Source organism: Kitasatospora sp. NPDC059088 (assembly GCF_042738155.1).
In the GTDB taxonomy this organism is placed as follows: Bacteria; Actinomycetota; Actinomycetes; order Streptomycetales; family Streptomycetaceae; genus Kitasatospora.
Map to the genome: position 1 here is coordinate 1 of NZ_JBHYGR010000238.1, position 6,580 is coordinate 6,580.

Genomic DNA, 6,580 nt, shown 5'->3' on the forward strand with positions numbered 1-6,580 from the left:
GGTCCGGCGGATCCGCCGGACCGGCCCCGCCGACCGCCTCAGGCCGCGGCGACCAGCACCCCGGCCGGCTCCAGGGCCAGCGCCAGCACCTCGCGCACGTCGGCCACCGGGTGGACGGTGAGCCGCTCCAGCACCTCGGCCGGGACGTCGTCCAGGTCGGCCTCGTTGCGCTTGGGGATGATCACCGTGGTGACGCCGGCCCGGTCGGCGGCGAGCAGCTTCTGCTTCACCCCGCCGATCGGCAGCACCCGCCCGGTCAGCGACACCTCGCCCGTCATCGCCACGTCGGTGCGCACCTTGCGGCCGGAGAGCAGCGAGGCCAGCGCCGTGGTCATGGTGATGCCGGCGCTCGGCCCGTCCTTGGGGACGGCCCCGGCCGGGACGTGCAGGTGCACGCCGCGGTCGCGCAGCGAGGTGACCGGCAGTTCCAGCTCGGCGCCGCGCGAGCGGAGGTAGGAGAGCGCGATGTGCGCGGACTCCTTCATCACGTCGCCCAGCTGCCCGGTCAGGGTCAGCCCGGTGCCGCCCGTCTCGGCGTCGGCCAGCGAGGCCTCGATGTAGAGGACGTCGCCGCCGGCGCCGGTGACGGCGAGGCCGGTGGCCACCCCCGGGACGGCGGTGCGCCGCTCGGCGGGTGCCTGGGCGGCCTCCGGCACGTGGTGCGGGCGGCCGATCAGGGCGGGCAGGTCCGCCGCGCCGACCGCGGCGGGCAGCTCGCGCTCGCCGAGCTCGGCCTGTGCGGCGATCTTGCGCAGCACCCGGGCGATCGAGCGCTCCAGGGTGCGCACGCCCGCCTCCCGGGTGTACTCCCCGGCGAGCCGGCGCAGCGCCTCCTCGTCCACGGCGACCTGTCCGTCGGCCAGGCCGGCCTTCTCCAGCTGGCGCGGGAGCAGGTGGTCGCGGGCGATGACGACCTTCTCGTCCTCGGTGTAGCCGTCCAGGCGGACCAGCTCCATCCGGTCGAGCAGCGGCTCGGGGATGGCCTCCAGCACGTTGGCGGTGGCGAGGAAGACCACGTCGGAGAGGTCGAGTTCGACCTCCAGGTAGTGGTCGCGGAAGGTGTGGTTCTGGGCCGGGTCCAGCACCTCCAGCAGGGCGGCGGACGGGTCGCCCCGGTAGTCGGAGCCGACCTTGTCGATCTCGTCGAGCAGGACGACCGGGTTCATCGATCCGGCCTCCTTGATCGCCCGCACCAGCCGGCCGGGCAGGGCTCCGACGTAGGTGCGCCGGTGGCCGCGGATCTCCGCCTCGTCCCGGACGCCGCCGAGCGCGACCCGGACGAAGGTGCGGCCCATCGCGCGGGCCACGCTCTCGCCGAGCGAGGTCTTGCCGACGCCGGGCGGCCCGACCAGGGCGAGCACCGCGCCTCCTCGGCGGCCGCCGATCTGGCCGAGCCCCTGGTCGGCCCGGCGCTTGCGGACGGCCAGGTACTCGACGATCCGCTCCTTGACGTCGCCGAGGCCGGCGTGGTCGGCGTCGAGCACGGCGCGGGCGCCGGCGATGTCGTACGCGTCCTCGGTGCGCTCGTTCCAGGGCAGCTCCAGGACGGTGTCCAGCCAGGTGCGGATCCAGGAGCCCTCGGGCGACTGGTCGGAGGAGCGCTCCAGCTTGTCGACCTCCTTGAGCGCGGCCTCGCGGACCTTCCCGGGCAGGTCGGCGGCCTCGACCCGGGCGCGGTAGTCGCCCTCCTCGTCGGCCGGGTCGCCGTTCAGCTCGGCCAGCTCCTTGCGGACGGCCTCCAGCTGGCGGCGGAGCAGGAACTCCTTCTGCTGCTTGGCCACGCCCTCCTCGACGTCCTTGCGGATGGTGTCGTTGACCTCCTCCTCGGCGAGGTGGTCGCGCAGCAGGGTGAGCGCGTACTCCAGGCGGGCGACCTGGTCGGCCTCCAGCAGCACCTTGAGCTTCTGCTCGGCGGTGGCGAAGGGCGCGTAGCCGATGTTGTCGGCGAGCTCGCCGACGCCCTCGATCTGCGCCACCCGGTCGACGATCTGCCAGGCGCCGCGCTTGCGCAGCCACTGGGTGGACAGCGCCTTGTACTCCTTGACCAGCTCGGCGGCCCGCCCGGCCACCGGCGTGCCGACCGAGGACTCCTTGAACGGTGTGGTCTCCACCCAGAGGGCGGCGCCGGGGCCGGTGGTGCCGACCCCGATCCGGACCCGGCGCACGGCGCGCACCAGCGCCGCCGGGTCGCCGTCGGCCAGCCGGCCGACCTGCTCCACGGTGGCCAGCGTGCCGGCCGCCGCGTACGAGCCGTCCACCCGCGGGACCAGCAGGACCTGGGGCTTGCCGGAGCCGGTGGCCGCGGCACGGGCGGCCTCGACCGCGGCGCGCACCTCGGTGTCCTTGAGGTCCAGCGGGACGACCATGCCCGGGAGCACGACCTCGTCGTCGAGGGGCAGCACGGGCAGGGTGAGCGGTGTGGACGTCGATGCCATGATCTCTCCCCGGTCAGTGAACTTGAGTCGACCTGACTAAGGATTCGCGGGCGCCGGTTGTTCCCCGCACCTTGTTCGCTGTGAGCGAACAGGGCCGTCACCGGAACGGCCGGGGGGAGGCCTCGTCAAAAGGGAGCGGAAAGAACGGCCCAAGAGGGCCCCGGCGTCAGCGCGCGGTGGACGGCCGGCGCCCGGCCCGCACCGCCGCGGCGGCCGGGGGGACGATCGAGGGGACGACCGCGGAGAGCACGGAGGAGAGCACCGAGGAGGCGGACGGGGAAGCGGCGGAGCCGACCGCCCGCACCCGGGCCGGGCGCAGCCGCGGCCCGGGCGGGCGCCGCTCGATCCGGCCCAGCCAGCGCCACAGCGCCATCCCGGTGAGCAGCGCGGCCGGGTGCCCCACCGCCGTGACCAGGTCCTTCTGGGTGGCGATCTGCTGGGCGAGCATCAGCCCGACGCCGGCCAGCGCCACCGCCCGCGCGCGCGGCGGCAGCGCCCCGGCGGCCGCGCCCAGGCAGGCGAGCACGCCGTAGCTGACGCCGATGTCCAGCTGGTCCATCGCCGCCGGGGCCAGCCGCCCGGTCTCCACCGCGGTGATCACCACGCCCTGGGAGAGCAGGGTGGCCGCCACGTGCCCGGCGGCGAACACCGCCGCCGCCCGGGCCGGGCCGACCCGGCGCTCCAGCGGGGCCAGGGTGAAGGCGAAACCCCACAGGTAGGGCAGCCACGATCCCCCGGCCACCCAGAAACCACTCAGCAACAGGGCGCGCAGCGGGTGCTGGAGCAGGTTGTGGCCGTCCGAGCTGGAGGCTTCCTGCAAACGCTGGACGAGTTCCGGATCGGCGATCCCGGCGAAGGTCGAGGTGACGCCGACGACCGCGAGATATCCGATCGTGAACGGGGTCCGCCGAGGTGTCGGCACGCGTTCCAGCAGCCATTCGACGGGACCGCCGCGCAACCGGGCCGGGAGCATTCCGTACGGCGCCCCCGAAGGCGCGCGCCCGCCGACACCCCACCGCAGTCCAGCCATGACGCCTCCGCTCCCACACCCGCAGCCGCACGGCGCCCGGAGGGCGCCCGACGCCCCGGCGCGGAGGCCGGATTCCGCCCTGCGGGGCGTTGTCGCGGCCACGCTACGTCGAGGTTCTGAGAGGCACCTGAGAAAAGCCCGTGAAGACCGTCGACGACGGGACCGGCCGGATTCCCGACATTGGTCCAGACCTTCTCCCGATTAACGCGTCAGTAGGGCCTCTGACCGGCGACTTGGCGTCAACTGGACTGCATACGTACCGTTACGCAGTGAAAATTCGCCGGGTAAGGTATCGGCCCGTGCCCACTCCTTCGGTGGGCCCGAGGGCGGCCGGACAGCCGGCCCAGCGGGCCGGAAACGTCCGGTCCGCCTGCCGGGAGGCATCCGCTGTCCGTACGCTGCGAAGTGCGTGGGAGGAGTGGGCGGAAGACCATCCGTCCTCCACTCCCCGGTGCACGAACGGGACGGCGGACCCGGCACAGTCCACGACGGAACAAGACTACGAGCGGAGCCCCGCCATCCCCACAGGTGGCCGGCCCGCAGCCCTGGGGGCGGTGGCGTGACCGTGACAGAAATTCAGCAGGACAACCCCAACACCGGCGGCACTGTGAGCAGCCAGCGCAGAGTGCTGGTGGTGGAGGACGAACCCACGATCGCCGAGTCGATCGCGGCGCGACTGGGCGCCGAGGGGTTCAAGGTCGCCGTGGCCCACGACGGCCCCGGCGCGGTGGACGGCTTCCACACCTGGCAGCCGGACCTGGTGGTCCTGGACATCATGCTGCCCGGCTTCGACGGGCTGGAGGTGTGCCGCCGGATCCAGGCCCAACGCCCGGTGCCGGTACTGATGCTGACCGCCCGCGACGACGAGACGGACCTGCTGGTCGGCCTCGGCGTCGGTGCCGACGACTACATGACCAAGCCGTTCTCCATGCGCGAACTGGCCGCCCGGGTCAACGTGCTGCTGCGCCGCGTCGAGCGCGCCCAGCAGGCGGCCCGCACGCCCGCGCTCGGCAGCCTTCGCTTCGGCGAACTGGAGATCGACCACGTGCAGCGCCGGGTCCGACTCGCCTCGGGCGACGTCCACCTGACGCCGACCGAGTTCGACCTGCTGGCCTGCCTGGCCGCCCAGCCGCGCGCGGTGCTCACCCGCGAGCAGCTGCTGGCCGAGGTCTGGGACTGGACCGACGCGTCCGGCACCCGGACCGTGGACAGCCACGTGAAGGCGCTGCGCCGCAAGATCGGCGCCAGCTGGATCCGCACCGTCCACGGCGTCGGATACGCGCTGGAGGCCCCGCTCTCCTGACGGGGGCTCCGGGCGACGGGCCACCGGGGGGCCCGTGTCCCGGCACCGCCGTGACAACACGCGGGGATCACAGGGGAGCAATGACCTTTCCACAGCAACGCAACGGGGACGCCGACGGCGCGCGCCCGCAGACCCTGGCCGCCCGTGCGGCCAGCCGGGTCTGGGCCGACATCCGTCCGCTCGACCCGGTCCGCTCCATCAAGGGCAAGCTCGCCCTGCTGGTGATCGTCTCCGTGTTCCTGGCCACCGGGATGGTGGTCGTGGCGATCCGGTCCGAGACCCAGATCCGGATCATCATGGTCTTCTCCATGATCGCCTCGCTGCTGTTCATGCAGTTCCTCGCGCACGGGCTCACCGCCCCGCTGCGCGAGATGACGGACGCCGCCCGCGCGATGGCCTCCGGCGACTACAGCCGCCGGGTCGAGGTGAACTCGCGCGACGAGATCGGCGAGCTGGCCGCCGCCTTCAACGGCATGGCCGCCGACCTCCAGGCCGCCGACCGGCACCGCCGCGAACTCGTCGCCAACGTCTCGCACGAGCTGCGCACGCCGATCGCCGCGCTGCGCGCCGTGCTGGAGAACGTGGTGGACGGCGTCGTCCAGCCCAATCCGGCGACCCTGGGGGCCGCCCTGGAGCAGACCGAGCGGCTCGGCCGCCTGGTCACCCACCTGCTGGACCTCTCCAAGATCGACGACGGCGTGGTCGACCTGGACGCCCGCCCGTTCGAGGTGCGCGAGTTCCTGGACGGCGTGCTGCGCGGGGTCACCGTGGACGGCGCGACGGCCGGCGGGGCCTTCTCCCGGCGCGGTGACGTCCGGCTCGCCCTGGAGGTCAGCCCGGTCGGTCTGACCGCCGTGGCGGACCCGGAACGCCTCCACCAGGTGGTCGCCAACCTGGTCGACAACGCCTGCAAGCACTCCCCGCCCGGCGGCACCGTGACGGTGCGCGCCCGGCCCGACGGCGAGGACGGCGGCCTGCTCCTGGAGGTCCAGGACGAGGGCCCCGGCATCCCGCCGGCGGACCGCGGCCGGGTCTTCGAGCGGTTCAGCCGCAGCGGCACCGCGACGGCCTCCGGGCCGGGCTCGGACGGCGGCACCGGGCTGGGCCTGGCGATCGCCCGCTGGGCGGTGGACCTGCACGGCGGACGGATCGCCGTCGCCGAGTCGCCGAGCGGCTGCCGGATCGAGGTCCGGCTGCCCGGGCAGTCCTGAGCCGGTCGGGACATTTGTCACAGATCCGGCACAGACGCATACGAAGATCGTCGACGGATGAACCTGGGCTTTTGTCCGCTTTCGCCCCGATTTATGGGGCGATCGGGCCCGATCGGTTCCCCGCAGATACGGCTTTCTAACGCACTTTTTCAGCCAATCTGCAGGTCAGGACTGTGATCTGGGCGACGCCTGGGGCCCGGGGACTGCGCGATCACTGGTCAGGGGCGTAGCCTTAATCCCCGCTGTCCAAACATCCCAAAAGGAAGCGGAAGAGGGCGGTTGCCGCCGTGTCGCCACAGTCCCCTGAAACCCCCAACAGCTCGGCAAGCTCCACTGGCTTCGGCCCCAATGAGTGGCTCGTCGATGAGATCTACCAGCAGTACCTCCAGGACCCGAACTCGGTCGACCGAGCCTGGTGGGACTTTTTCGCCGACTACAAGCCCGGTACCGAGGTGACCCCAGTGACCCAGGCCGCGACCCAGGCCGGCCCCACGCCGACCCCTGCCGCTGCCCCCGCGCCCGCCGCTGCTGCTGCGCCGGCTGCGCCCGCCGCCCCGGCCGCTCCGGCCCCGGCCGCCGCCCCGCTCGCCGCCGCGCCCGC

The 6,580-nt window shown here is 73.4% G+C and carries 5 protein-coding genes; 3 read left to right on the forward strand and 2 right to left on the reverse strand.

What is annotated here, in order from left to right; genetic code table 11:
- Positions 1-38: 38 nt before the first annotated feature.
- On the reverse strand, positions 39-2,435 hold the full coding sequence (gene lon, locus ACFWXO_RS44405; RefSeq protein WP_375897237.1) for an endopeptidase La: 2,397 nt from the start codon (positions 2,433-2,435) through the stop codon (positions 39-41).
- A 166-nt stretch (positions 2,436-2,601) separates the two neighbouring features.
- A complete protein-coding gene (locus tag ACFWXO_RS44410) occupies positions 2,602-3,465 on the reverse strand; it encodes a rhomboid-like protein (protein ID WP_380532724.1) in 864 nt (287 codons plus the stop codon).
- A gap of 565 nt (positions 3,466-4,030) precedes the next feature.
- Here ACFWXO_RS44410 and ACFWXO_RS44415 point away from each other — a divergent pair.
- From ACFWXO_RS44415 to ACFWXO_RS44425, 3 genes are all read left to right on the forward strand, one after another.
- Positions 4,031-4,768: a response regulator transcription factor gene (locus ACFWXO_RS44415; protein ID WP_094742879.1), complete on the forward strand. Its 738-nt coding sequence runs from the start codon at positions 4,031-4,033 to the stop codon at positions 4,766-4,768.
- An 80-nt stretch (positions 4,769-4,848) separates the two neighbouring features.
- A complete protein-coding gene (locus ACFWXO_RS44420; protein ID WP_375897243.1) occupies positions 4,849-5,979 on the forward strand; it encodes a sensor histidine kinase in 1,131 nt (376 codons plus the stop codon).
- A gap of 287 nt (positions 5,980-6,266) precedes the next feature.
- On the forward strand, positions 6,267-6,580 hold a 314-nt coding region (locus ACFWXO_RS44425; protein ID WP_380532728.1), incomplete at its 3' end, for a hypothetical protein.

Bases quoted from the DNA above. Each gene is read 5' to 3' on its own strand.
- ACFWXO_RS44420 (WP_375897243.1), top strand. From the start codon at position 4,849: ATGACCTTTCCACAGCAACGCAACGGGGACGCCGACGGCGCGCGCCCG.
- lon (WP_375897237.1), bottom strand. From the start codon at position 2,435: ATGGCATCGACGTCCACACCGCTCACCCTGCCCGTGCTGCCCCTCGAC.
- ACFWXO_RS44410 (WP_380532724.1), bottom strand. From the start codon at position 3,465: ATGGCTGGACTGCGGTGGGGTGTCGGCGGGCGCGCGCCTTCGGGGGCG.